Origin of the sequence: Enterobacter sp. A103, assembly GCF_034427535.1 — a bacterium.
Taxonomy (GTDB): Bacteria; Pseudomonadota; Gammaproteobacteria; order Enterobacterales; family Enterobacteriaceae; genus Enterobacter; species Enterobacter asburiae_B.
On the sequence record NZ_JAXQPQ010000001.1, the window covers coordinates 756657 to 783632 of the forward strand.

Below are 26976 nucleotides of genomic sequence, written 5' to 3' on the forward strand. Positions count from 1 at the left end.
ATCATTGCATTTCACCTTATCTCATCCCTGTAAAACCCGACAGCGATTTTCGACAATAGCGTCATACAATCAGGAGGTGGATGATGCGTGATTTCCATAAAGGCGTCTGGCAAATGAGCCTGGCGATGTTAATTTCCGGCTCTATCGGTGCGTTTGTTTTACTCAGCGGTCTGCCGGTGACGGAAGTGGTGTTCTGGCGCTGTCTTATCGGGGCAATAGCGCTTTTTATTTTTATCCGGGCAAGTCAAAAGCCCTTCAGTCCCCTCACCCGCACCACGCTGCTGCTGGCCATTCTCGGCGGCGTAGCGCTCGTGGTGAACTGGCTGCTGCTCTTCGCGGCCTATGAACGGATCTCGATTGGTCTTTCTACCGTGATCTATAACACCCAGCCGTTTATGCTGGTCTTAATGGGGATGTTTTTAGGTGAGCGCGTTAGTCTGGTGAAATGGGGCTGGCTGTTCCTCGCCTTCGGCGGCGTGGTGATCTTGCTCTCCAGCGAGCTGACCGGCGCGCACGGCGGTGAATGGCTCGCCGGAATCGGCCTTGCGATGGCCGCGGCTTTCTTCTATGCGGTCACGGCCATTATTGCCCGCAAGCTCAGATCCGTTGCGCCGCAGCATATTGCCTTTATCCAGGTGCTGACGGGCGTCGTGATGCTTTTGCCCTTTGCCAGCATGCCGTCATTTTCCGGTGATTTTCCCTGGCCGATCCTGCTGACGCTGGGCATCGTCCATACCGGCATTATGTACCAGCTGCTCTACAGCGCGATCCAGAAGCTGCCTACGCCCATTACCGGCTCCCTGTCGTTTATCTATCCGGTGGTGGCGATCGTTGTCGATAATCTGGTGTTCGGACACTCGCTGAACCTGACGCAGCTGGCGGGCGGCGCGCTGATCCTGTTTGCTGCCGCGGGCAATAACCTGGGCTGGGGCGAAAAAAAACCCCGCGAGTGCGGGGTTGGTATCAAAACGGCGAATTAGCGACGGGCACGCACAATCTGGTATTTGCGCGTCAGGTACTCCACCGGCGCGCTCCAGATATGCACCAGACGTGAGAACGGGAACAGCACAAACAGCGTCATACCCAGCACCAGGTGAACGCGGAAGATAAACGCTACGCCGTCCAGGTGCGCGGAGGCTCCGCCGTGGAAGGTCACCACGGACTGCGCCCAGCCGACCAGCTTCATCATTTCGCTGCCGTCCATATGCTGCGCCGAGAACGGAATGGTCAGCAGGCCCAGCGCGCACTGCACCATCAGCAGGGAGAGGATCAGAATATCCGCTGCGGTCGTGGTCGCACGCACGCGCGGGCTGAACAGACGACGTTTCAGCAGCAGCAGGCCCCCCACCAGAGTCATCACGCCGCAGGCACCGCCGGCGATCATCGCCATCTTCTGCTTCACCTCGATCGGTAGCCACGCTTCATACATCCAGTGCGGCGTCAGCATCCCGAGGAAGTGACCGGCAAAAATCCCAAGAATACCGATGTGGAACAGGTTAGAGCCCACATGCATCCCTTTACGATCCAGCATCTGGCTGGAGGCCGCACGCCAGGTGTACTGGCCGTAGTCGTAACGCAGCCAGCTTCCCACCAGGAACACGGTGCCCGCGATATACGGGTAAATGTCGAAGAAGAACATATTCAGGAAGTGCATTAGTGCCGTCCTCCGTTAGAGATATTCAAATATTGCGGGGCAACCGCGCCGGCAAAGCGACGCTGGTGAGCGGAGATTTCAGACTCGCCGCAGTTCTGGTCAGCAAAGAATTTCACCTGCTCTTCTTCCCAGACCGCATCCAGCGCCTGTGGGGTATCATCGCGGGCTTCATCCGCAATTTTCTCCGCCACTTTTTCACTGTCGACCGCGGCGTTGGCCAGCTTCACCAGCAGATCGAACAGAACAGCATAGCGGCTCTCGCGCTGCTGAAGACGCGCGCCGAGCAGCGCCAGGATCGGCGCGATATCCTGCAGACCGCCCAGCGCCTCTTCTTTCGGCAGCTGCGCCAGGTACTCCAGATACAGCGGCAGATGATCCGGCAGCTCGCGGCTATCGAGCTGCAGGCCGTGCTGTTCGTACTGGGCCATCAGGTCGACCATCGCCTGACCGCGGTCACGTGACTCACCGTGAACGTGTTCAAACAGCAGCAGCGAGGTCGCACGACCACGGTCAAACAGCTGGCTGTAGTCCGCCTGCGCGTCCAGGAGATCGCGCGCTAACAGATCGCGGAGGAAAACGCCAAGCCGCTGGGCATCGTCTTTATCCAGGTTTTCAGATGACGCGAGTGCATCAAAGAGTTCCTGCTGATGCTGCGCAAGCGCAGCATCCGGGTACTCGAGCAGACGCGAAACAATGACGAGTTCAATCATTGGTGCGGCTCCGTTTTGCTGGTCACATCCATGGCATCGATGCGGCGGCTGTTGAACAGGTTGAATTTGCTGTCTGACCCGTGGCAACCGTCGCCAAAGGTAAAGCCACAGCCATTTTTTTCCGGGAAGGCTTCACGAGCCAGCTCGCGGTGGCTGCTCGGCACCACGAAACGGTCTTCGTAGTTGGCAATCGCCAGATAGCGGTACATCTCCTGCGCCTGCGCTTCGGTCAGACCAACCTCTTCCAGCGCGCGGGTATCGATCACGCCGTCTACGGTTTCCGCGCGTTTGAAGTGACGCATCGCCAGCATACGTTTCAGCGCGAGCAGTACCGGCTGGGTATCCCCTGCGGTCAACAGGTTCGCCAGGTACTGAACCGGAATACGCAGGCTTTCCACGTCCGGCAGGATGCCGTTGCTGCCCAGTTCGCCCGCGTCAGCGGCAGACTGAATCGGCGACAGCGGCGGCACGTACCAGACCATCGGCAGGGTGCGGTATTCCGGATGCAGCGGCAGGGCCAGCTTCCAGTCCATCGCCATTTTGTACACCGGTGACTGCTGCGCCGCGTCAATCACGCTCTGCGGCACGCCGTCTTTCAGCGCCTGCTCAATCACCTTCGGATCGTTCGGATCGAGGAACACGTCCAGCTGACGCTGATACAGATCTTTCTCGTGCTCGGTGCTCGCGGCGTTTTCAATCGCGTCCGCGTCATACAGCAGCACGCCGAGGTAGCGAATACGGCCTACGCAGCTTTCAGAGCAGACGGTCGGCATTCCGGCTTCGATACGCGGGTAGCAGAAGATGCACTTCTCAGATTTACCGCTCTTCCAGTTGAAGTAGATTTTTTTGTACGGGCAGCCGGTGATGCACATACGCCAGCCGCGGCACTTGTCCTGGTCGATCAGCACGATGCCATCTTCTTCACGCTTGTAGATAGCGCCGCTCGGGCAGGTCGCCACGCACGCCGGGTTGAGGCAGTGCTCGCACAGGCGCGGCAGATACATCATGAAGGTATTTTCAAACTGGCCGTACATCGCCTTCTGCATGTTCTCGAAGTTCTGGTCTTTGGCGCGCTTCTCGAACTCGCCGCCCAGAATCTCCTCCCAGTTTGGACCGCTGGTGATCTTGTCCATGCGCTGACCGGTGATCAGCGAGCGCGGACGGGCGATCGGCTGGTGTTTGCTTTCCGGCGCGTTGTGCAGGTTCTGGTAGTCGTAGTCAAACGGCTCGTAGTAATCGTCGATGCCCGGCAGGTGCGGGTTAGCGAAGATTTTACCCAGCAGCATCGCGCGGTTACCCATGCGCGGCTGCAGCTTGCCGTTGATTTTACGGATCCAGCCGCCCTTCCACTTCTCCTGGTTTTCCCAGTCGGTCGGGAAGCCGGTGCCCGGCTTGCTTTCCACGTTGTTGAACCAGGCGTACTCCATACCTTCGCGGCTGGTCCAGACGTTTTTACAGGTGACCGAGCAGGTATGACAGCCGATGCATTTATCCAGATTCAGCACCATGCCGACTTGTGAACGAATTTTCATTTTACGCTCTCCTGTACCTGGTCATTACCTTCGCCGTCTAACCAGTTAATATTCTTCATCTTACGTACCACCACGAACTCATCGCGGTTCGATCCTACGGTGCCGTAGTAGTTAAAGCCGTAGGCCAGCTGCGCATAGCCACCGATCATGTGGGTCGGCTTCGGCGTAATACGGGTCACGGAGTTGTGGATCCCGCCGCGCTGCTCGGTAATTTCTGACCCCGGCAGGTTAACGATACGTTCCTGCGCGTGGTACATCATGGTCATCCCGGCCGGTACGCGCTGGCTCACCACCGCACGCGCCGTCAGGGCACCGTTGCTGTTGAACACTTCGATCCAGTCGTTATCTTCGATACCCAGATCTTTGGCGTCCGTTTCGCTCATCCAGACAATCGGACCGCCGCGAGACAGGGTCAGCATCAGCAGGTTGTCGCTGTAGGTGGAGTGAATGCCCCACTTCTGGTGCGGCGTCAGGAAGTTCAGCGCCTTCTCAGGGTTACCGTTCGATTTCGCGCCCATCACCGCTTTCACGGAGCGGGTGTCGATTGGCGGACGGTAGACCAGCAGGCTTTCACCGAAGTCGCGCATCCACTGGTGATCCTGATACAGCGACTGACGACCGGACAGGGTGCGCCATGGGATCAGCTCGTGAACGTTGGTGTAGCCCGCGTTATAGGACACGTGCTCATCCTCCAGGCCAGACCAGGTCGGGCTGGAGATAATCTTGCGCGGCTGCGCCTGAATATCGCGGAAGCGGATTTTCTCTTCCTCTTTATTCGTCGCCAGGTGCGTATGGTCGCGACCGGTGAACTCGCTCAGCGCCGCCCAGGCTTTGACGGCAACGTGACCGTTGGTTTCCGGGGCCAGGGTCAGGATCATCTCTGCCGCATCAATCGCCGTGTTCAGCATCGGCTGGCCTTTCGCCGGGCCGTCCGCTTTGGTGTAGTTGAGCTTGCGCAGCAGATCCATTTCGCTCTGGGTGTTCCAGGCGATCCCCTTCCCACCGTTACCGATTTTCTCCATCAGCGGGCCGATAGAGGTAAAGCGCTCGTAGGTTGCCGGGTAGTCGCGTTCAACCGGAATAATGTGCGGCGCGGTTACGCCCGGGATCAGGTCACATTCACCTTTTTTCCAGTCCTTCACGTCCAGCGGCTGCGCCAGTTCGGCGGCAGAGTCGTGCTGGATTGGCAGCGTCACCACGTCGGTCTCTTTGCCGAGGTGCCCTACGCAGACTTCGGAGAATTTCTTCGCGATGTCTTTGTAGATATCCCAGTCGCTTTTCGATTCCCACGCCGGGTCAACGGCCGCAGACAGCGGATGAATAAACGGATGCATATCCGAGGTATTCATGTCGTCTTTTTCGTACCAGGTCGCGGTTGGCAGCACGATGTCGGAGTACAGGCAGGTGCTGGACAGACGGAAGTCGAGCGTCACCACCAGATCCAGCTTGCCGTCGAGGCCGTTATCTTTCCACTCCACCTCTTCCGGCTTCACGCCGCCCTGCTTGCCGAGATCTTTCCCCTGGATACCGTTTTCGGTACCGAGCAGGTATTTCAGCATGTACTCGTGGCCTTTACCGGACGAGCCCAGCAGGTTGGAGCGCCAGATGAACAGGTTGCGCGGGTGGTTTTTACCGTTCTCCGGCTGTTCTGCCGCAAAGCGGATAGAGCCATCCTTCAGGGATTTCACGGTGTAATCCACCGGTGACATGCCCGCCTGCTTCGCCGCTTCCGCAATGCGCAGCGGGTTAGTGCCCAGCTGCGGCGCCGACGGCAGCCAGCCCATGCGTTCAGCACGCACGTTGAAGTCGATCAGGTGGCCGCTGTAGCGGGATTTATCCGCCATCGGCGACAGCAGCTCCTGTGCGGTGACCGTTTCGTAGCGCCACTGGCTGGAGTGGTTATAGAAGTAGGAGGTACTGTTCATATGGCGTGCCGGACGCTGCCAGTCGAGGGCAAACGCCAGCGGCTGCCAGCCGGTCTGCGGACGCAGTTTTTCCTGGCCGACGTAGTGTGCCCAGCCGCCGCCGCTCTGACCAACGCAGCCGCAGAAGATCAGCATGTTGATCAGACCGCGATAGTTCATATCGAGGTGATACCAGTGGTTCAGACCCGCGCCGACGATGATCATCGAACGGCCGTGCGTTTTGTCCGCGTTTTCAGCGAACTCACGTGCGATACGGGTAATGTGCGCACGTGGCACGCCGGTAATCTGTTCCGCCCAGGCCGGGGTGTAGGCCTTCACGTCGTCATAGCCGGTTGCGCAGTTTTCATCGCCCAGACCGCGTTCCAGACCGTAGTTCGCCATGGTCAGGTCATAAACGGTGGTGACCAGCGCGGTAGAACCGTCGGCCAGCTGCAGGCGCTTAACCGGCAGTTTGTGCATCAGAACGTTTTTCAGTTCAACCTTGTTGAAGTGCTCTGAACCTTCACCGCCGAAGTACGGGAACCCGACCTCGGCGATCTCGTCCTGGCTGCCCAGCATGCTCAGGCGCAGCTCCGTCTCTTCGCCGGTGGTGCCGTTGCGTTGCTCAAGGTTCCACTTGCCCTTCTCGCCCCAGCGGAAGCCGATAGAGCCGTTTGGCGCCACCAGCTCGCCGTTGCTGTTATACGCAACGGTTTTCCACTCAGGGTTGTTTTCCTGGCCCAGCGAATCCACCAGATCGGCGGCGCGCAGCGTGCGGCCAGCGGCATAATAGCCCTCACGCTCTTCCAGCATGACCAGCATCGGCATGTCGGTGTAGCGGCGAACGTAGTCGGTGAAGTACTGGCTTGGCTTATCAAGATGGAATTCACGCAGCATGACGTGGCCCATCGCCATCGCCATCGCGGCGTCGGTACCCTGTTTCGGCGCCAGCCACAGATCGCAAAGCTTGGCGATTTCCGCGTAGTCAGGGGTCACAGCCACGGTTTTGGTGCCTTTGTAACGGACTTCGGTAAAGAAGTGCGCGTCCGGCGTACGCGTCTGAGGAACGTTAGAGCCCCAGGCGATGATGTAGCTGGAGTTGTACCAGTCCGCGGACTCCGGCACGTCGGTCTGCTCGCCCCAGGTCTGCGGAGACGCAGGCGGCAGGTCGCAGTACCAGTCGTAGAAGCTCAGGCAGGTACCGCCGATCAGCGACAGATAGCGCGCCCCGGAGGCGTAAGAGACCATCGACATCGCCGGGATAGGCGAGAAGCCCGCCACGCGGTCAGGACCGTAGGTTTTAACGGTGTAGACGTTGGAGGCGGCAATCAGCTCGTTTACCTCTTTCCACGAGGAGCGAACGAAACCACCGCGACCGCGAGCCTGCTTGAAGCTTTTTGCTTTGTCAGCGTCTTCGATGATGGACGCCCAGGCATCCACCGGATCGCTGTGCTGTACTTTCGCCTCACGCCACATTTTCATCAGGCGCTTGCGCATCAGCGGGTATTTCAGACGGTTGGCGCTGTAGAGATACCAGGAGTAGCTGGCACCGCGCGGGCAGCCGCGCGGTTCGTGGTTTGGCATATCCGGGCGGGTGCGCGGATAGTCGGTCTGCTGCATTTCCCAGGTCACCAGACCGTTTTTAACGAAAATCTTCCAGCTGCATGAACCGGTACAGTTCACGCCGTGGGTCGAACGGACGACTTTGTCATGCTGCCAGCGCTGGCGGTAACCGTCTTCCCAGTCCCGGTTGGTATCCAGAACCTGGCCGTGCCCATCGGCAAAAGTTTCACCCTTCTGTTTGAAGTAGCGAAACCGGTCCAAAAATTTGCTCATCGGGTATCTCCTGTGTGGAGCCTGTGGCTCTCTAAATCGACATTGCTGATTTGCAGCGAAGGTAACGCCCTGAAAGAGGGGGAGAATTGATAACGATCAAGACGAGGAGGGACTTTCAGGCGAGGGGTTACACCAAATACCACCAAAGCGGTATCCTCAAAAATTTCATATCATCATGAAATATAGAGTTATTTTTATTTTATCGTACAAAAAGCCAGTCAAAATTTAACATCTCAGGTATTAAGGGGTAGAGCCACCTGCAAAGCGATGGCGATCACAGTGTCACCGCAGGCGTCTGCCGTAAAAGCCGTAAGTATGTTGTAACTATTATGCTGGCAAAAAAAACGCGGCCCGAAGGCCGCGTAAACGGATAATCACACTTACTTATTTTTCTTGGTATTTCGGCCATATACCAGCCACGTAATCACAACGCAGGCGATATAGAAGACGAGGAAGACTTTCATGGCGCCAGCCGGAGAGCCGGTCAGGTCCAGAGAGATACCGAACGCTTTCGGGATAAAGAAGCCGCCAATCGCGCCGATGGCAGAGATAAAGCCCAGCGCCGCAGCCGTATCCGTCGCCGCTTCGCGCATGGCCTGCTCTTCGCTCCCGCCCTGCGCCTTCACGCGATCCATCGTCAGCTTACGGAAGATCACGGAGATCATCTGGAAGGTAGACGCGCTCCCCAGCCCGGCCGTCAGGAACAGCACCATAAACACGCCGAAGAAGGCGATGAAGTTACCGCCCTGCCCGTCGACGGGCAGCGTCAGGAACAGCAGCGCGCAGAAGACCGCCATCACGACGAAGTTCACCAGCGTCACGCGGGTACCGCCGAGACGGTCAGAGACCATGCCGCCCAGCGAACGCGCCAGGGCACCGATAAACGGTCCGAAGAAGGCAAAGTGCAGGATCTGAATCTCCGGGAACTGCGTTTTCGACAGCATCGCGAAGCCCGCGGAGAACCCAATAAACGAACCGAAGGTGGCCAGATACAGCAGCGCCATCACCCAGAGGTGTCCACGCTTCAGCACCGGCAGCTGTTCGCTCAGCGATGCCTTCGACGCGGACAGATCGTTCATAAAGAACCAGGCTGCGAGGGTGAAGACCACCAGGAAAGGTACCCAGATCCAGGCGGCGTTCTGCAGATAGAGGGAAGAACCATCCGCCTGCTCAACGCCACCGCCGCCAAAGGCCGCGAAAATAGAAACAGAGATCGCCAGCGGGGCAATCAGCTGCATCACGCTGACGCCCATATTCCCCAGGCCGCCGTTAATGCCCAGCGCACCGCCCTGCTTCGCTTTCGGGAAGAAGAAGCTGATGTTCGCCATGCTGGAGGCGAAGTTCGCACCCGCAAAACCGCACAGCAGGGAAATAATCACGAACACGCTGAACGGCGTAGAGGTATCCTGCACTGCGAAGCCAAGCCAGACGCAGGGGACGATCATGATACCCGTACTGAACGCCGTCCAGCGACGACCGCCAAACACCGGCACCATAAACGCGTAAGGCACACGCAGCAGCGCGCCTGACAGCGACGGCAGCGCGGTCAGCATGAACAGCTGATCCGTCGTAAACGTAAACCCAACTTTCGGCAGATTGACCGCCACCGCGCTAAACAACATCCATACGCAAAACGCTAATAACAAACACGGCACGGAAATCCACAGATTCCGGCTGGCTACACGATGGCCGCGCTGTTGCCAGAACGCCGGATCCTCTGGACGCCAGTCTGTAATAACGGCACCATTTTCCCTTTCGGGAGCGGATGAGTGACTCATAGACACCTCTGATTCTCGAATGATGCTGCAAACATTAGGGTTTTAGGGCGGCGGTAAGTTGATATAAATCAAAGGAAAAGTGGGGGGATTTGCGGCGTAAAATAAGGCCTCACCCTTAGTGAGTAGACTAATTCGGTAAAAAAGACGTGGTTTTTCACGGCACTGAGGGTTCCTGGCTACCCCCACCTCCTTCCCTCTACTCCGTTGGCAATTTAGGGGTAATCCTTTATTGGTATGGGTATACTCCAGGGTATGCACCAGAATAGCGCCATTCCTGCAAGCAGGCCACGTCAGGAGCACGCCACCTCTATGTTAAAAAGATGTTTATCTCCGCTGACGCTCGTGAATCAGCTAGCCCTTATCGTTTTGCTGTCCACCGCCATCGGCGTGACCGGCATGGCGATCTCCGGCTGGCTGGTACAGGGAGTGCAGGGTAATGCGCATGCCATCAACGAGGCAGGCTCGCTACGCATGCAGAGTTATCGCCTGCTGGCGTCGGTTCCCCTGACGCAGGACGATCGGCCCCTGATTGATGAAATGGAGCGCACGGTCTTCAGCCCCGAACTGGAAAACGCCGCCATCCGCGCCGGTCAGCAATATCAGCTTAAAGCCCTTCAGGGCTACTGGCACACCCAGCTGGAGCCCGGGCTGAAACAGGCGCGCAGCACCGAAACCGTTGCGCAGGACGTGGCGGGTTTCGTCTCACGCATCGATGCGCTGGTCTCCTCTTTCGACCAAACCACCGAACTCCGCATCGACCGGGTGGTGATGGTGCACCGCGCGATGGCGCTGTTTATGGGTCTGCTGCTGATTTTCACCATCGTCTGGCTCCGCGCGCGGCTGCTGAACCCGTGGAAACAGCTGCTGGCAATGGCCCGCGCGGTCACCGCACGCGATTTTACCCAGCGCACGCACATCAGCGGGCGCAACGAGATGGCCATGCTCGGCCAGGCGCTCAACACCATGTCGGCAGAACTCTCCGAGAGCTACGCGGTGCTGGAACAGCGCGTTCAGGAAAAAACGGCCGGACTGGAGCAGAAAAACGAGATCCTCTCCTTCCTGTGGCAGGCCAACCGTCGTCTGCACATGCAGGTGCCGCTATGCGAACGCCTCTCTCCGGTGCTGAACGGCCTGCAAAATCTGACCCTCCTTCACGACCTTGAGCTGCGCGTCTACGACGTGGAAGACGAAGATAACCATCAGGAATTTACCTGCCAGTCGGATATGTCCTGCGATGACAAAGGCTGCCATCTTTGCCCTCGCGGCCTGCCGCCGCTGACGTCCGGCGGCACCACCCTGAAGTGGCGCCTGACCGACAGCCACACCCAGTACGGTATTCTGCTGGCAACGCTGCCAGCCGGGCGTCACCTGAGCCACGACCAGCAGCAGCTGGTCGATACGCTGGTCGAACAGCTAACGGCCACGCTGGCGCTCGACAGGCATCCGGAAAAGCAGCAGCAGCTGATCGTCATGGAAGAGCGCGCGACCAGCGCCCGCGAGCTTCACGACTCGATCGCCCAGTCGCTCTCCTGCATGAAAATGCAGGTGAGCTGCCTGCAGATGCAGGATGCGGAGATGCCCGAAAGCAACAAGCAGCTGCTCAGCCAGATCCGCAACGAGCTGAACACCTCCTGGATACAGCTTCGCGAGCTGCTGACCACCTTCCGTCTGCAGCTGACCGAGCCGGGCCTGCGCCCGGCGCTGGAGTCCAGCTGTCACGAATTTAGCGCCCGACTGGGGTTCCCGGTGAAGCTGGACTACCAGCTGCCGCCGCGGTTTGTCCCCTCCCACCAGGCCATACATGTACTGCAGATCGCCCGTGAAGCGCTGAGCAACGTGCTCAAGCATTCCGGCGCGACGGCGGTAACGGTCACCGTCAGCCAGCACAATAATCAGGTGAAGCTCACGGTTCACGACAACGGCCGCGGCGTGCCGGAAAATGCCGAACGCACTAACCACTATGGTTTAATTATTATGCGAGACCGCGCCCAAAGCCTGCGCGGTGATTGCCAGGTTCGCCGGAGAGAGACGGGTGGCACGGAAGTCGTGGTCACCTTTATTCCCGAGAAACCGCTTACAACTGCTCAAGGAGAAACCCATGACTAATCAGGAACCGGCATCCATCCTGTTGATCGACGACCATCCGATGCTGCGTACTGGCGTGAAACAGCTGGTCAGCATGGCGCCCGATATCACCGTGGTTGGCGAAGCCAGCAACGGTGAACAGGGCATTGAGCTTGCCGAATCCCTCGATCCCGATCTGATCCTGCTCGATCTGAATATGCCCGGCATGAACGGTCTGGAAACCCTCGACAAGCTGCGGGAAAAATCGCTTTCCGGGCGCATCGTCGTCTTTAGCGTGTCGAACCATGAAGAGGATGTGGTCACGGCGCTGAAGCGCGGGGCGGATGGTTATCTGCTCAAGGATATGGAGCCGGAAGACTTGCTTAAGGCGCTGCAGCAGGCCGCGGCGGGCGAGATGGTTCTCAGCGAAGCCTTAACGCCGGTTCTCGCCGCCAGCCTGCGCGCCAATCGCGCCACCTCTGACCGTGACGTCAGCCAGTTAACCCCGCGCGAGCGCGATATTCTCAAACTCATTGCCCAGGGGCTGCCGAACAAAATGATCGCCCGCCGCCTGGACATTACCGAAAGCACGGTCAAAGTGCACGTGAAGCATATGCTGAAGAAAATGAAGCTCAAATCCCGCGTTGAAGCCGCGGTGTGGGTGCATCAGGAACGCATTTTTTAAGGATTACTCCTCCGGCAGAAGCTTCCAGCGCGGGTCGTTGTCCGGCAATGCGACCAGCGGCTGCACGACGGTCAGCACGATCTCATTGGACGAGACGCGCTGGCCTTTCTCATCTTCCACCACCGCCGACAGGTGCCAGCGGTTTGTCGCCCCTTCACTGTCATCCCAGGCAGGCATAATCACACTCCAGCCGTCGCTGCTGTTGCTTTTGGCCGGCGACGTCAGGCTCAGCGCCTGCGTATCCCCCTGCCAGTGGATCTCACGAATGCCGTGCGCGCTGCGAACCTGAAGCTTCAGCATAACGGTCTCGCCCCCTTTCAGATCCCACGGCGGCGTCGCCAGCCAGACGGACAGCGTTTTACGCTGGCGGAACTCCATCACCGGCAGGCTATTGCGATCCGGCGAGTCGTAGCGGCTTCCGCGCAGGGAGCGCGTGGCGGCGACTTCACCGGCGGAAAGCTGCTTCACCAGCGGCACGCCAAAGCGATAGTTGAGCTTCAACCCGAGGTTATTCTGGCTCGCGCCACTTTCGCCCTGCTTGTGCGCGGCGGTCAGGGTGACCAGCGGCACGGGGGTATAGTTAAGCCCCAGATTCACCGCCACCGGATTGTGATAGCCCGTTCCGCTGTTGAAGAGATCGACGTTATCGCCGAAGTATTGCTCGAAGCTCACGCTGGTATTCAGATGATGGAACCACGGCAGCCAGGCTTTAGCGGTGACGTCATAGCCGCGCGCCATGCGCTGCTCCTGGACGTCAGAGCGATCGCGCCAGCCAGCAAAGGGCTGATAATAGTTGGCTGACAGGCGCAGATTTTCCCCCCACGCTTCCGCGCCCAGCCCGGCACGCTGCAGGTTTTCATCCAGCAGGTTATCGTAAAACGTGTTGTAACCCAGCAGCCATTTCCCGGCGACCCAGCGCTGGCCTATTCCGGCGTTACTGACCAGACCATCCGCCTGCTGGGTCAGGCCAAGCTGGCTCCAGCTCAGGTAACGGTTGTTATCGTTCCAGGGGATAAACCAGCTCCCGCTGCTGCCGTTAAATTTGCCGTCGTTATCCACCAGTAGGTTCACGCTGGCGTTCCCCCAGGGCGAAAGCCAGGATTCAATCTGCTGGTTCACTTCGCCGCTCACCGCGTCGCGCACCTGGCCAAACGCAAACTGACGCGCCTGCTCGCCCGTTGTCAGACCGTTGTCGGTCATGCTGGCTTCACCGAAGGCTTTCGCCATTTCGGCCAGGTGCTTCTCCCCCTCGCCCGTTGGCGCCGCCATGCCGAGGTCGGGCAAACTATCCCCGTTATTATCAAAGGGATTTTGCGCCTGATGGATAAAGGAATTCGGCGCACCGTGAACGGCTCCGGCCGTAACAAGGGAGAGTAAAAACAGCAAACGAATGCGGGACGATACAGCCATCAACGTCGTAAATAAGAACCTGTGTTAATGAACAAACTCTTATTATGTTAACGCGATAAGCCTTGAAATGCAGTCCTGACGGACATTTCAGGATTATCCTGAAACAGCCCTTTCAGCTCCGGCACGCAGGAGCCACAGTTCGTACCGCAGCGCAGCGTCGCCCCCAGCGCGGTGACGGAATCACACCCGCCGACGATCGCCTCCCGTATCGCATTCTCCCCGACGCTGAAACAGCTGCAGATGATGCGTCCCGGATCCGCCGCCTTCCCGACGCTCTGCCCGTTCAACAAGGCGTGGCGTTCTGCGAGAAGCACGGGTGGGGATTGAAAAGCGGCTTCAATCACCGAATGCGCCAGCGCCGGTAACGCGGAGCCCTCCCAGAAGCCCAGCATCAGCTGGCCTTCATGCCAGGCCAGCACGCTGCTGCGTTCGCCGGTTTGCGCAACCTGCAGCTGCCAGCCCCGGTCGCTGACGTATTCCATTACCCACGGCAGCAGCGGTTGATCGCCCGCCACCGTCAGGCGTGAGGCTTTGCGCCACCAGTAAGCCGAAGAGGGCATTTCCGGCCATTCCCGGGCATAGAGTTCCCCCTGCCAGGCGGGCTGCCAGGGCAGGATCCTGACGGCGGTTTGTTTACTCTCTGGCTGGCCCGAAACCGGATCGCAGCGCCCTTCCACCAGCGCATTCACCTTTCCCTGGCGGGCAAACCCGGCGTTCCAGTGCATCGGGGCAAACGCCTCGCCTTCCCGTATCCCGTCGCTGATTCGCACTCTTGCCAACATCACGCCGCGCGGCGAGCTGATGCGCGCCAGCTGGCCGTCGCACAGGGAAAAACGAACGGCGTCTGCCGGGCCAACCTCAACAAACGGTTCGGCGATATGCTGCATCAGCCTCGCCACGTATCCCGTTCGGGTCATGGTATGCCACTGATCGCGGATGCGCCCCGAGTTGAGAATCAGCGGGTATAACGCGCTGACCGTCGCGCCGTGCGACAGAGGGTTAACGGGAACGATGTTTCGGCGCGGAAAACTCCCCGTCGGCCACTGATAAGGCTCAAGCTGATCCCACTCCTCGCGGGTTAGCGCAGCCAGTTCATGAAGACTCAATGCCCGCGCGCCGTCATTTTCAAAGGCCGTCAGCGCCGCATGTTCGCAAAAAATCTCGTGCGGATGTTGCCAGGCAAAGGCCTCGCCGTAGCCCAGCCGTTTCGCCATCTGCGCGACGATCCACCAGTCCGGCTTCGCTTCGCCCGGCGCGGGCAGAAACGCGCGCTGGCGCGAAATGCGGCGTTCCGAGTTTGTCACCGTCCCGTCCTTCTCCCCCCAGCCCAGCGCCGGAAAACGGATATGGGCGAACCGGCTGGTATCGGTATCCTTCATCACCTCAGAAACCATCACCAGCGGGCAGCTCGCCAGCGCCTGACACACCGCGTGGCTGTCGGGCAGCGACACGGCAGGGTTAGTGCCCATGATCCACACCGCCTTCACCTCGCCGCGGGCAATGGCGTCAAACAGCTCCACCGCCATCAGGCCCGGGGTTTGCGCCAGCCGTTCCGTTCCCCAGAAACGCGCCACCCGCGAGAGATCGTCCGGCTCAAAGTTCATGTGCGCCGCCAGCTGGTTAGCCAGCCCGCCCACTTCCCGTCCGCCCATCGCGTTTGGCTGTCCGGTCAGCGAAAACGGGCCGCAGCCCGGACGGTTGAACTTCCCGCTGGCAAGATGGACGTTAATGATGGCGTTACACTTGTCGCTGCCGCTGGCGGACTGGTTGATCCCCATGGTGTAGAGCGTGATGGCCCGGGGCGCCGTCATAAACCAGTCGTAAAAGGTGCCTATATCCTGCGGCGAGAGGCCGCAAAACGCCGCCACGCGCTCAACGGGCCACTCATCCGTTCCCTGAATCACATTAAGCAGACCGACAAACAGCCCGGCGTCGCTGCCGGGGGCGAGCGCCAGATGCAGGTCAGCAATATCACAGGTGGCGGTTCTGCGGGGATCGATTACCACCACCTTCATCCGCGGGTTGTCGTGCTTCGCCTGCACCAGCCGCTGATAGAGCACCGGATGCGTCCAGGCCGCGTTCGAGCCAGCCAGCACCACCAGATCGCTGTTTTCCATATCCTCGTAGCCGCACGGCACCACGTCTTCGCCAAAGGCGCGCTTGTAGCCCACCACCGCCGAGGACATACAGAGCCGGGAGTTGGTATCGATGTTTGCCGCGCCGATAAACCCTTTCATCAGCTTGTTGGCGGCATAGTAATCCTCGGTCAACAGCTGGCCGGAGGCGTAAAACGCCACCGCCTGCGGCCCCCATTTATCGATAATGTCCCGCAGACGCTCTCCTGCCGCGCTCAGCGCCTGCGCCCAGTCCACCTCAAGGCCGTCAACGACCGGGCGCAAAAGCCGCCCCTGTAAGCCCGTCGTTTCCCCCAGGGCCGATCCTTTCACGCACAGGCGGCCCAGGTTCGCAGGATGGGTTTCATCCCCATGAACGCTTACCGCTTCACCTTCCACGCGGGCGACCACGCCGCAGCCCACCCCGCAGTAGGGGCACGTTGTTCGGGTTTCCGTCATGAGGCCTCCGCACGCATTACCAGGGCGTCGCTACCAACCCACACCTTGCCGTTTTCAATTTTCACCGGCCAGGCGCGCACCGCGGGTTCGCCGTTCTCTACCTGACAGCCGTCGCGCAGGCGAATGCGCTGCTTGTAGAGCGGTGAAATTACCACAGGCTCGCCCGCCGCATCGCCAAGAATGCCTCGTGAAAGCACGTTCGCATCGCCGCCCGGCTCCCGATCGTCGAGGGCGTAAACGGTTTTGCCAAAGCGGAACAGCGCAATCGGCTTACGTCCAAGCCGCGCGCCGATGCCCGCCTGCTCGGGGATATCGTCGATGCCGCAAATTTCCTGCCAGCGCTTGCTTTCATCCGGCGCGGTCTCGTTCACCGTCGTGCGGAACAGCGCCAGGCGGCTGGGATCGCTGAGCGTGGTTTGCCATTCGCACTGGTAGGCTTCCACCACCCGGGCCATCTCCTGCTCCAGCTCGTGGGCGATACCGAGGCTGTCGTTGAGGATCACCTCCCGCAGATAGTCGAGGCCGCCTTCCAGGTTGTCCATCCAGGTGCTGGTGCGCTGCAGGCGATCCGCCGTGCGGATGTAAAACATCAGGAAACGGTCGACGGTGCGGATCAGCGTTTCGTCGTCCAGATCGCTGGCGAAGAGATCCGCGTGGCGCGGCTTCATCCCGCCGTTGCCGCACAGATAGAGGTTCCAGCCCTTATCGGTGGCAATCGCCCCCACGTCTTTGCTCTGCGCCTCCGCGCACTCGCGGGTGCAGCCTGAGACCGCCATTTTGATTTTGTGCGGCGCGCGCAGGCCCTTGTAGCGGTGCTCCAGCCGGACCGCGAGGCCGGTGGAGTCCTGCACGCCGTAGCGGCACCAGGTCGAGCCGACGCAGGATTTCACCGTGCGCAGGGATTTACCGTAGGCGTGTCCGGTTTCAAACCCGGCCTCCACCAGCGCCTGCCAGATCGCCGGCAGCTGTTCGAGGGTGGCCCCAAACAGGTCGATACGCTGACCGCCGGTAATTTTGCTGTACAGGCTGTAGCGTTTCGCAATCTGCCCGATGGCAATCAGCCCGTCGGCAGTCACTTCCCCTGCGGGCATGCGCGGCACGATGGAGTATGTGCCGTCCTTCTGGATGTTGGCGAAGTAGCGGTCGTTGGTATCCTGCAGCGGCAGGTGCGCCGGTTTCAGCAGATACTCGTTCCAGCAGGAGGCGAGCACCGATCCCACCAGCGGCTTGCAGATCTCGCATCCGTGCCCCTGTCCGTAGCGGCTGATAAGCTGGTCAAAGGTGCGGATATGGTTGACGCGCACGAGGTGGTAAATCTCCTGGCGCGAGTACGGGAAGTGCTCGCAGATGTCCTTTTTCACCTCCACGCCCTGCTCCGCCAGCTGGAACTCCATCACCTGCTTCACCAGTGCGCTACATCCGCCGCAGCCGGTCGCCGCTTTGGTGTACTGCTTAACGGCGCCGATATCCGCCGCGCCCGCGCTCACCGCCCGGCAAATATCGCCTTTACTGACGTTATGACACGAACAGATCTGCGCGCTTTCCGGCAGCGCCGCCACGCCGAGCGCTTTTGGCGCGCTGCCTGACGATGCGGGTAAAATGAGCGTTTCCGGCTCTTTCGGCAGGCTGATGCCGTTAAGCATCATCTGCACCAGCGTGGCGTATTCGCTGGCATCGCCCACCAGCACGCCGCCGAGCAGCGTTTTGCCGTCGTGGCTGACCACGATTTTCTTGTAGATTTGCTGCGGGCCGTGCGTCCACTGGTAGCTCAGCGCCCCCGGGGTGCGCCCGTGGGCGTCGCCGAACGAGGCCACGTCCACGCCGAGCAGCTTGAGCTTAGTGCTCATATCCGCGCCGGTGAAGGTTTTATCCTCTCCCGCCAGCGCGGCGGCGGCCACGCGCGCCATCTGATAGCCGGGCGCGACCAGACCGAAGATTTTCCCCTCCCACAGGGCGCATTCGCCGATGGCCAGCACGTCCGGATCGGAGGTCTGGCAGCCGTCGTCAATGCAGATCCCGCCGCGTTCGCCGATAGCCAGCCCGCTGCTGCGCGCCAGCGCGTCCTGCGGACGGATGCCCGCCGAAAAGACCACCATGTCCGTTTCCAGCTGTTCGCCATCGGCAAAGCGCAGCACCAGCCCGCCGTCCGCGGTGGCGATCTCCGTCGTGGCTTTACTGGTGTGAACGCAGACGCCCAGCGCCTCGATTTTCTTGCGCAGCATCGCCGCGCCGTCGTTGTCGAGCTGGACCGCCATCAGGTTGGGCGCAAACTCCACCACGTGGGTTTCCAGCCCGAGCTGCTTCAGGGCATTCGCCGCCTCCAGTCCGAGCAGGCCGCCGCCAATCACCACGCCGCGGCGCGAGCCAGCCGCATGTGCAGCAATGTTGTCCAGGTCGTCAAGGGTGCGGTAGACAAAACAGCCCGGCAAATCGTTGCCCGGCACGGGCGGAACGAACGGGTATGAGCCGGTCGCCAGCACCAGCTTGTCCCAGTGGGTCTCATGCCCGCTGGCGGTACGCACCACGCGCGCGTCGCGGTCGATGCCGACGATCTGCTGCGACAGGCGCAGCTCAATGCCGCTGTCGGCAAAGAAATCCCCCTCCACCAGCGAGAGCGACGCCGCGCTGCGGCCGCCAAAATATTCCGACAAATGCACGCGGTCGTAGGCGGCATAGCGCTCCTCGCCAAAGACGACGATCTGATACTGCTGATGCAGATTGCGCTTAACGCAGTCTTCGAGGAAATGATGGCCGACCATACCGTGCCCAACCACCACCAGAGTAGGTTTTGTCATAGCATTCTGTCCTGCAACCTGCGGTTGCGTAGTGAAACGATCGAACAGCCAGTCCGCGTGGGCGGGCGTGGCCGTTGCCAGTAAATCGGTAAACGTTGCCGCGCTGCGGCAGTCGCCCATCAACAGCGCGCCAGCCAGCGCCCCCTGATGGATCAATAAACGACGATAGTGACGGGTCATCGGATCCCATGCGCTCCAGACCACGTCGCCCTCCTGCTCCGCCGCACGGCCGAGGCTGAACAGCTCCACGCCCGTCACCTTGAGGCGCATCCCGCTGTCGGTCAGGGTAAACGGCGCGGTAGCGTCCCCGGCCAGCCGCGCGGCCAGGATTTCCGCCTGCGCCAGGCAGGGGGCGACCAGGCCAAACGTCTGCCCGTCAATTTCGCAGCACTCGCCGATGGCGTAGACGTTCGGTTCGGAGGTTTGCATCTGGTGATCCACCACGATGCCGCGCGCGCAGCGAATGCCGCTGGCCTGCGCCAGCGCGACGCTGGGCTGCACGCCGGTCGCCAGCACCACGCGCGCGGCGACGACGCGGCGCCCGTTGAGCAGCGTCACGCTATTCCCGCCCACCGCTGCGATGCCCGAGGCGAGCTCACAGCGCACGCCCCGCGCCGCCAGCGCCTCTTCCAGCAGCATTCCCGCCTGCCGATCCAGCTGCTGCTCCATCAGCCACGGGCCGCGATGAACCAGCGTGACGTTGTCACCTGAGCGCGCCAGCGCTGCCGCCGTCTCAACCCCGAGCACGCCGCCGCCCAGCACCACCGCCGGACCGGCGATCGTCCGAATGGCCCGGGTATCCTCCAGGGTGCGGAACGTGAACACATGCGGCGCATCGCAGCCGGGGATTGGCGGAATAAAGGGCGTTGATCCGGTGGCAAACACCAGCGCGTCCCAGCCCAGCGTGCGGGCGGTGGTTTGCACTTCCCGCGCGTCCACATTCACGGCGATCGCCTTTTCGCCCCGCAGCACCGTCACGCCGCGCGACTGGTACCAGTCGTCATCCTGCAAACAGATGTCTGCAGCCTGCTTTTCACCGCCCAGCACCGGCGAAAGCTGGATGCGGTTATAGGCATGCTCCGGCTCGTCACCGATGACGGTGATAGCGAAACGACCGGCAGCACGCCCGGTGAGCGAGGCAATCAGCCGCGTGGCCGCCATGCCATTTCCGATAATGACCAGTCGCATCAAAGCCCCCTCGTTACGCCGCTTTCGGCTGCTTTTCATAGAGGAAATGGAGGATCTGCTGGCGCATGTGGTGATAGCGGCTGTCGTCGGCCAGCTGCACCCGGTTGCGCGGGCGCGGCAGGTCCACGTGCAGGATCTCCCCGACGGTGGCCGCCGGGCCGTTGGTCATCATCAGCACGCGATCGGAGAGCAGCACCGCCTCGTCCACGTCGTGGGTAATGAGCACGATGGTGGTGTTCAGCGCCTGCTGGATCTGCATCACCGAGTCCTGCAGATGCGCGCGCGTCAGCGCATCGAGCGCGCCGAAGGGTTCATCCATCAGCAGGACTTTCGGCTTCATCGCCAGCGCGCGGGCAATACCGACGCGCTGCTTCATGCCGCCGGATATCTCCCCCGGTCGCTTGTGCAGGGCGTGCCCCATCTGCACGCGGTCGAGGTTGTGCTCGATCCACTCCCTGCGCTCCGCCTTGCTCATGCTGTGGCGAAACACGTGATCGACCGCCAGGGCCACGTTGTCGAAGCAGGTGAGCCACGGCAGCAGCGAATGGTTCTGGAAGACCACCGCACGTTCCGGACCCGGCCCGGCGATTTCACGGTTGTCGCAGATCAGCCCGCCTTCCGTCGGCAGGGTAATACCGGCGATGAGGTTCAGCAGCGTCGATTTGCCGCAGCCGGAGTGCCCGATCAGGCTGACGGTTTCGCCCTCGTGGATATCAAACGAGACGTTTTGCAGCGCCAGAAACTCGCCGCTGGCGGTGGAAAAACGCTGGCTCACGGCCTGGACCTGAATTAATGGTTTCATGTTCGCTCCTTATTTTTCCTGCCAGCTAAAGCGACGGGCGATCAGCATCAGCCCCTGCTCCAGCAGCAGCCCGACCACGCCAATGATGACGATGGCGATGAGAATGTTTTCGACGTTGAGGTTGTTCCACTCGTTCCAGATCCAGAAGCCGATCCCTAAACCTCCGGTGAGCATCTCAGCGGCGACGATCACCAGCCAGGCGATGCCGATGGAGAGACGCACCCCGGTCAGCACCGCGGGCAGCACCGCCGGGAAGAGAATGCGGCGCATGATGGTCCACTCGGAAAGCTGCAGCACCCGGGCCACGTTGAGGTAGTCCTGCGGAATGCGGCGTACGCCTTCGGCGGTGTTGATCACCATCGGCCAGATGGAGCAGATGAAAATGGTCCAGCTCGACGCGGGCTCCGCTTTCTGGAACAGCAGCAGGCCGATGGGCAGCCAGGCCAGCGGGCTAACCGGGCGTAACAGCGCGATCAGCGGGCCGAACATGCGAGAGAAAAAGGTGAAGCGACCAATCAGGAAGCCGAGCGGGATCCCGGCGAGCGCGGCCAGGCCAAAGCCCACCGCCACGCGCTGTAATGAGGCGAGCACGTTCCAGCCGATGCCCATATCGTTAGGCCCGTCGCGATAAAACGGATCGGCAAACAGGGTGATGGCGGAATCGAGCGTGCTGAGCGGCGTCGGGAAACCTTTGCTGTTAATCGCCGCCAGCTGCCAGAGCACCACCAGCAGTCCCAGACCGAGAAACGCCGGGATGATGCGCTGGAGGATCGCGTTAATCCGACGCGCAAACGTCGGCGTACGGCGGCGAACCTGCACCGGAGGCAGGACAATCACCTCCCCACTCTCCGGCGTCTCGTGTGAATTCGTCTTTTGCAGATGCTGCATAATCAGGCCTCTTTACGGTGAATGGCGAAACGGCTGGCGTATCCTTCCGGGTCGGTACCGTTCCAGACGGTGCCGTCCATCAATGTGCTGCTGCGTAATGGTGAAGTCGGTGTGCTGATGCCCCCCACCGCCGTGGCGGCATCCTGCCAGACCGCGGTCTGGTTAATGCGCTGCGCGATGCCCGCGTAGTCCGGCGCGGATTTGAGCAAGCCCCAGCGGCGGAACTGGGTTATGAACCACATGCCGTCGGAGAGATACGGGTAGCTGACGGCCCCCTCGTTGAAGAAGCGGATCGGGTGCGCGTCCTGCCAGCGCTGGCCCAGGCCGTTGTCGTACTCGCCGAGCATGCGTCCGGTGAGATACTGTTCTTTGCAGTTGAGCCACGCCCGGCGGGAGAGGATCTGCGCGGTCTCGCGTTTGTTTTCCGGGGAGGCTTCGATCCATCGCGCCGCCTCCAGTACCGCGCTCACCAGCGCCCGCGCGGTGTGCGGGTTTTTCGCCACCCAGTCGCGGCGCGTACCGAGGATTTTTTCCGGATGATCGGCCCAGATAGACTGCGACGTGGCGGCGGTAAAACCGATGCGGTCGTTGATTGCCCGGGCGTTCCACGGCTCGCCGACGCAAAAGCCAACCATGTTGCCAATGCGCATGTTCATCACCATCTGCGGCGGCGGCACCACCACCGTGCGCACGTCGTCAAAGGGGTTAATGCCCGCGCTGGCCAGCCAGTAGTAGAGCCACATGGCGTGCGTCCCGGTCGGGAAGGTGTGCGCGAAGGTGTAGGTGCCGGGCGCCTGCTGCCCAATGAGCTTTTTCAGCCCGTCAAGGTCTCGTACGCCCTTCTCAGCCAGATCGCTGGAAAGCGTAATCGCCTGGCCGTTCTGATTGAGCGTCATCAGGTTCGCCATCTGCTGCGGCTTGCCGGCGATGCCCAGCTCCAGGCCGTACAGCAGGCCGTAGAGAATGTGCGCGGCATCGAGTTCGCCCGCCACCAGCTTGTCGCGCACAGCCGCCCAGCTCGCCTCTTTGGTGGGCACGATGGTAATACCGTATTTTTTATCAAAGCCTTTCAGCGCCGCGATAACCACCGGGGCGCAGTCGGTCAGCGGGATAAACCCGATGCGCACCGTTTCCTGCTCCGGTTTATCCGAGCCTGCCGCCCATGCGGCCTGCATGATACCCGGTAACAGCATTGCGCCACTCGCCAGCACGCTGGCCTGCAAAAAACGCCGTCTCGACAAATCCGCCATGACCAACCACTCCTGAAAAAAAACCAAAAAAAGCGCCCACGATGCCGAAGCACCAGTGGACGCCTTTATCCCGAAGACGCATGCGCCGCCGTTGGCGCATCGTCAAAAATGGTTAATCCGATAATGCAAAGTGAATGCCAGGTTTTAACCCGCAGTTTCCGGGGCGCTAACCGAACTCCCCTCGCCTGCACGCACCTTAATCAGGCACAAAATGCCCGCTGACCGTGCAGCTACTCCTTTGGTGTTACCTGCCATAAATTCTTCACCATTAGCAGCGCGCGGGCGATATCCACCATCCTTTGGTTTTTGTCCATCGCCATTTTGCGCAGCGCCGTCCAGGCCTGTTCCTCACTCATATTCTGGTGGGTCATCAGCACGCTTTTCGCTTTATCAATGACTTTGCGCTCTTCAAGCGTATCGCGCAGCGATGCTAGCTGGCGCGAGAGCTGTTCTATCTCGCGTGCCTGCTGGCGCACCAGGGTGAGCAACGGTTTTTCCGGATACTGTATCAGCGGGTCGTCCTGCTCATCGGCGGGAGGCACGTACTCATCGTTACGGTAAATACGCTCGTCCACCGCCGTCATCAGATCGGCGATGAGCGTCTCCTCCAGCGTGCGCAGATGCTCAAGGCGCGCGGTTTGCAGAGCAAACCAGGCCAGAGCGGTAAGGCCATCATCCGCGGCAGGCTGGCGAGTACAGGCTACGCGCCGGAGTTGCTCCGTTTCACGATCGGGCTGGCAGTGGAGAGAAAAGGTGGTCTGGACGTCAGCGGAGCTGTGTGAGAGAAAAATTTCAAAGCAGGCCTGCTGCCCGTCGATGCGGTCAACCAGCCTCTGGCGAGTCACATCATCGAAAAAGCCCTGCGTGAAGCCAATCGCCCCCAGGGCCCGTTCCTGTCCCGCCAGCTCTTTCCCCTGCATCAGGCTATAAAGGGCAACAAAACGCCCGGCGATTTGCGGATCGTCAATGCTGTCATTGAGCTGCGGCACGATACTGAGCAGATGGCGGAGCATGCGGGAGTAGTGTTCCATCGCCTGCGGCGCCGTTACCGTTTGCTGAATAACACCGTCGCGCAGCGCGGGAAGCATATCAAGGCACTGAAGCGCGCCGCCGATACGTTCACAGACGGTACTTCCCGGGATCGGCGACTGTTTTTCAAGAATGTCATAAAGTGCAGCGAGGTTTTCATCCACCAGCGCCCGGCTGGCTTTGCATTCGGGGGCGTAGAGCTTACCCTGTGAGCAGAGCCAGACGTTGGACGCCCCACGCTCGCACTGTAACATATGCACCAGTTGGCTAATGCCGTGCACAAGCACGCCAAGCTGTGCCAGCTTGCTGAGCTGCTCCCGGCGCATCATTCTTGCGCGCTCGAGCCATTCGCCAGCGCCTGGCGAAATGCCAGCCATTAATGTCATGCTTACTCTCCAGAACAGCGAAACTCGGGAAAGCTAAGCAATATTCGTGCCTTTATAAGAACAGGAGTCAACATGCAGAAGATTGTGATCGTCGCCAACGGTGCGGCTTACGGCAGCGAATCCCTTTTTAACAGCCTGCGCCTGGCGATTGCGCTGCGTGAAAAAGAGAGCGACCTGGCGTTACGACTCTTTTTAATGTCGGACGCGGTCACCGCGGGGCTGAAGGGTCAAAAACCGGCAGAAGGCTATAACATTCAGCAGATGCTGGAGATCCTCACCGCGCAAAACGTGCCGGTGAAGCTGTGCAAGACCTGCACCGACGGCCGCGGCATTACCGGTCTGCCGCTTATTGATGGCGTAGAGATTGGTACGCTGGTTGAGCTGGCCGAGTGGACGCTGTCCGCCGATAAAGTATTAACTTTTTAATAATAAACCCGTAAAAATATTATTTTCTTATGGACGCGGTTTCAGCATCAAGTTTACCTGCGGGGTTGCCGATAGGCATGGAAACAACACAGCAGGTATTTCACTTATGTTCAGATCGATTCGTGCACGCATCATCGCGGCGACGGCAGGCTGTCTGGTCGTCGCCCTTCTCCTTAATACCGTTATCAACTTCCAGGTCACGCGCCAGGATAACCAGCAGTCCCAGCGCGATATCCTGACCAGCACCAGCGCCAGCCATAACATGGCGATTGCCGACTGGGTAAAAAGCAAGATGACGGTGATCGCCTCCGCGCAGACCGTTGCGCTGAATGACGACCCGGTTCCGGTGTTTAAACAGCTTGCGCAGGCGGGTGGATTCACCAACGTCTATGTTGGCTACGCCAGCAAAACGGCGAAATTCTCTGAACCGGCGGGCGTTCCGGCGGACTATGACCCGACTATTCGCCCGTGGTATCAGCAGGTGGTCAGCACGGACGGTCCGGTTGTCACCGCGCCCTACGTTGACGCGGGGACCGGTAAACTGGTGGTAACCTTCGCCGTGCCGGTGAAAGAAAATGGCACGCTCAAAGCGGTGGTGGCGGGCGATGTGGCGATGGACAGCGTGGTGGCTAACGTGCGCGGGATCCATCCCACCCCGGCCAGCAGCGGGCTGCTTCTGAACAGCGACGGCAGCGTGATTGCCGCTAACGATCCGGCTCTGACGCTGAAACCGTTTGGTGAGACGATCAAGGGCATTGATTTTGCTGCGCTGAAAAGCGGTAACCCCGTCGACGGAACGCTGAACGACGCGGAAAAAACCTTCGTGGCGACAGCCGTGCCGGGCACAAACTGGCTGTTAGTCGTCGCGCTCGACAGCGGTGACGCCACCTCCGGCATGCGTTCCCTGCTTAAAGCCTCGGCGATTTCGCTGGTGATCCTCGCACTCCTGAGCGCGGCGATTGTGCATTTCCTGATTGCCCGCCTGCTCAAGCGTTTGTCCGACATTCGCGACGCGATGCACAACATTGCTAACGGCACTAACGATCTGTCCCAGCGCCTGCCGGATAACGGCGAAGACGAGGTCGCGCAGATTGCGCAGGCCTTTAACGCCTTCAGCGATAAGCTGTCGGTGGTGATGGTGCAGCTCCGTGACGCCAGCGAATCGGTGAAAAACGCCGCGCAGGAGATTGCCGCAGGAAACCAGGATCTTTCCGGACGTACCGAGCAGGCGGCATCCAGCCTGCGCGAGACGGCCAGCGCCGTGGAGCAGATCACCGCCTCCGTGACGCAGTCGAATGAATCGGCGGCAGAAGCGAACGACCAGGCGAGCAAGGCCTCAGCGGCCGCGGCGCGCGGCGGCGAGGTGGTATCGCAGGCGATCAGCACCATGCAGTCCATTGAAGTCGCGTCGGCAAAAATTGGCGATATCACCAGCGTGATTGACGGCATTGCTTTCCAGACCAACATTCTGGCGCTGAACGCCTCCGTCGAGGCGGCGCGTGCGGGTGAGCAGGGACGCGGGTTTGCCGTCGTAGCAGGTGAAGTGCGTAACCTGGCAAGTCGTAGCGCTCAGGCGGCGAAAGAGATCAAATCTCTGATTGACTCCACCACCGACAGCGTGGCAACCGGCTCCCGCTACGTGCATCTGGCGGGGGAAAGCATGGATGAGATCCGCTCCAGCATCGGCAGCGTCTCTGGCATCATGCGTGAAATCTCCATCGCCACCAGCGAGCAGATGAAAGGGATTCATGAGATCAACCACGCGGTGACCCATCTCGACAGAATGGTTCAGCAGAACGCCGAGCTGGTGGTGGAATCCGCCGCCGCCGCGGGAGCCCTGCAGAGCCAGGCGGGCGACCTTGCTGAAACAGCCGGGCATTTCCGCATTTAATCTTCTTCCGGCGCGCGTTTAGCGGGTAAAACGCGCGCTAGCCTAAATTTTGAGGAATTTTGTCATTTTTGTTTAATCGTTATGCCATTTTTTGATCAAAATCAGCATCCCGCCCCCTCCCCTTTGGTGTTATGCCATGAGTAAATTGTGAACAACATCACGCTCGGATATGGCA

The 26976-nt window shown here is 60.3% G+C and carries 17 protein-coding genes; 5 read left to right on the forward strand and 12 right to left on the reverse strand.

All coding sequences use genetic code 11. From position 1 onward, the window contains the following. Window positions 1-83: 83 nt before the first annotated feature. Window positions 84-980: a DMT family transporter gene (locus tag SPH27_RS03710; RefSeq protein ID WP_182072526.1), complete on the forward strand. Its 897-nt coding sequence runs from the start codon at window positions 84-86 to the stop codon at window positions 978-980. Here the strand turns inward: SPH27_RS03710 and narI are convergent. From narI to SPH27_RS03735, 5 genes are all read right to left on the reverse strand, one after another. Then, window positions 977-1654: a respiratory nitrate reductase subunit gamma gene (gene narI, locus SPH27_RS03715; protein WP_023312107.1), complete on the reverse strand. Its 678-nt coding sequence runs from the start codon at window positions 1652-1654 to the stop codon at window positions 977-979. The genes SPH27_RS03710 and narI overlap by 4 nt on opposite strands. Then, window positions 1654-2364: a nitrate reductase molybdenum cofactor assembly chaperone gene (gene narJ, locus SPH27_RS03720; RefSeq protein WP_045888023.1), complete on the reverse strand. Its 711-nt coding sequence runs from the start codon at window positions 2362-2364 to the stop codon at window positions 1654-1656. Before narJ ends, narI begins: the two co-directional genes overlap by 1 nt. Continuing rightward, window positions 2361-3896, reverse strand: a complete 1536-nt coding sequence (gene narH, locus SPH27_RS03725; protein WP_039263580.1) for a nitrate reductase subunit beta — start codon at window positions 3894-3896, stop codon at window positions 2361-2363. Before narH ends, narJ begins: the two co-directional genes overlap by 4 nt. Further along, entirely contained in the window at window positions 3893-7636 is a 3744-nt protein-coding gene (locus SPH27_RS03730; protein WP_039263581.1) for a nitrate reductase subunit alpha, read from the reverse strand. The genes narH and SPH27_RS03730 overlap by 4 nt, the downstream gene beginning before the upstream one ends. A gap of 380 nt (window positions 7637-8016) precedes the next feature. Next, on the reverse strand, window positions 8017-9414 hold the full coding sequence (locus tag SPH27_RS03735) for a NarK family nitrate/nitrite MFS transporter (protein WP_033145765.1): 1398 nt from the start codon (window positions 9412-9414) through the stop codon (window positions 8017-8019). A 309-nt stretch (window positions 9415-9723) separates the two neighbouring features. Here SPH27_RS03735 and narX point away from each other — a divergent pair, with 309 nt between their 5' ends. Next, the gene (gene narX, locus SPH27_RS03740; protein ID WP_322435608.1) at window positions 9724-11520 is read left to right on the forward strand and encodes a nitrate/nitrite two-component system sensor histidine kinase NarX; all 1797 of its coding nucleotides are present in this window, start codon (window positions 9724-9726) and stop codon (window positions 11518-11520) included. After that, on the forward strand, window positions 11513-12163 hold the full coding sequence (gene narL / locus SPH27_RS03745; protein ID WP_008499531.1) for a two-component system response regulator NarL: 651 nt from the start codon (window positions 11513-11515) through the stop codon (window positions 12161-12163). Before narX ends, narL begins: the two co-directional genes overlap by 8 nt. 3 nt (window positions 12164-12166) lie before the next feature. Here narL and SPH27_RS03750 read toward each other — a convergent pair whose 3' ends face one another. The 7 genes from SPH27_RS03750 to nasR all read right to left on the reverse strand — a co-directional run bounded on the left by SPH27_RS03750 (window position 12167) and on the right by nasR (window position 24484). Beyond that, window positions 12167-13573, reverse strand: coding sequence for a YchO/YchP family invasin (locus SPH27_RS03750; RefSeq protein ID WP_182072517.1), 1407 nt, complete (start codon window positions 13571-13573; stop codon window positions 12167-12169). 47 nt (window positions 13574-13620) lie between these two features. Then, entirely contained in the window at window positions 13621-16146 is a 2526-nt protein-coding gene (locus tag SPH27_RS03755) for a nitrate reductase (protein WP_182072515.1), read from the reverse strand. Then, entirely contained in the window at window positions 16143-20129 is a 3987-nt protein-coding gene (gene nirB, locus SPH27_RS03760; RefSeq protein ID WP_182072513.1) for a nitrite reductase large subunit NirB, read from the reverse strand. Before nirB ends, SPH27_RS03755 begins: the two co-directional genes overlap by 4 nt. 13 nt (window positions 20130-20142) lie before the next feature. Next, window positions 20143-20931, reverse strand: a complete 789-nt coding sequence (locus SPH27_RS03765) for an ABC transporter ATP-binding protein (RefSeq protein WP_021240347.1) — start codon at window positions 20929-20931, stop codon at window positions 20143-20145. A gap of 9 nt (window positions 20932-20940) precedes the next feature. Further along, window positions 20941-21819, reverse strand: coding sequence for a nitrate ABC transporter permease (gene ntrB / locus SPH27_RS03770; RefSeq protein WP_033145770.1), 879 nt, complete (start codon window positions 21817-21819; stop codon window positions 20941-20943). 2 nt (window positions 21820-21821) lie between these two features. Further along, window positions 21822-23069: a CmpA/NrtA family ABC transporter substrate-binding protein gene (locus SPH27_RS03775; protein ID WP_048980900.1), complete on the reverse strand. Its 1248-nt coding sequence runs from the start codon at window positions 23067-23069 to the stop codon at window positions 21822-21824. A 230-nt stretch (window positions 23070-23299) separates the two neighbouring features. Continuing rightward, window positions 23300-24484, reverse strand: a complete 1185-nt coding sequence (nasR, locus tag SPH27_RS03780; protein WP_033145772.1) for a nitrate regulatory protein NasR — start codon at window positions 24482-24484, stop codon at window positions 23300-23302. Window positions 24485-24556: 72 nt separating this feature from the next. Between nasR and SPH27_RS03785 the strand changes: the two genes are divergently transcribed. Then, window positions 24557-24910: a DsrE/DsrF/TusD sulfur relay family protein gene (locus tag SPH27_RS03785; RefSeq protein WP_008499522.1), complete on the forward strand. Its 354-nt coding sequence runs from the start codon at window positions 24557-24559 to the stop codon at window positions 24908-24910. A 106-nt stretch (window positions 24911-25016) separates the two neighbouring features. After that, window positions 25017-26801 carry a methyl-accepting chemotaxis protein gene (locus SPH27_RS03790; protein WP_182072510.1) on the forward strand — a complete coding sequence of 595 codons (1785 nt, stop codon included), beginning with the start codon at window positions 25017-25019 and terminating at the stop codon, window positions 26799-26801. Window positions 26802-26976: the final 175 nt, after the last annotated feature.